1 tRNA gene is annotated in these 267 nt (G+C 40.1%); it reads right to left on the bottom strand.

The features are described from left to right. Window positions 1–82: 82 nt before the first annotated feature. Window positions 83–156, bottom strand: a tRNA-Ala gene (locus tag G5B30_RS17225). Between the last annotated feature and the right edge of the window lie 111 nt (window positions 157–267).

Genomic DNA, 267 nt, shown 5'->3' with positions numbered 1-267 from the left:
CTCTTAATGCTATAGGCAATAAGCTCTAGGCGATAGGCCCGAAGGCCTAAAGCTTATAGCATATGGCTTAAAGCTTAAAGTGTGGAGAATAACGGATTCGAACCGTTGACCCCCTGCGTGCAAGGCAGGTGCTCTAGCCAGCTGAGCTAATTCCCCTCTTTTGTTAATTACGAATTACGAATTTCAAATTATGAATTCCATCTTCCGTAATCAAAGAATTCGTAATTCGTAATTTCCAATCCGTAATTAAAGCATTCGTAATTGAAA

The sequence above is a fragment of the Sphingobacterium sp. SGG-5 genome (assembly GCF_011043525.1).
Lineage (GTDB): Bacteria > Bacteroidota > Bacteroidia > Sphingobacteriales > Sphingobacteriaceae > Sphingobacterium.
The sequence above is the reverse complement of the archived record's forward strand: the minus strand, read 5'-3'. Positions and strand labels throughout refer to the sequence as shown.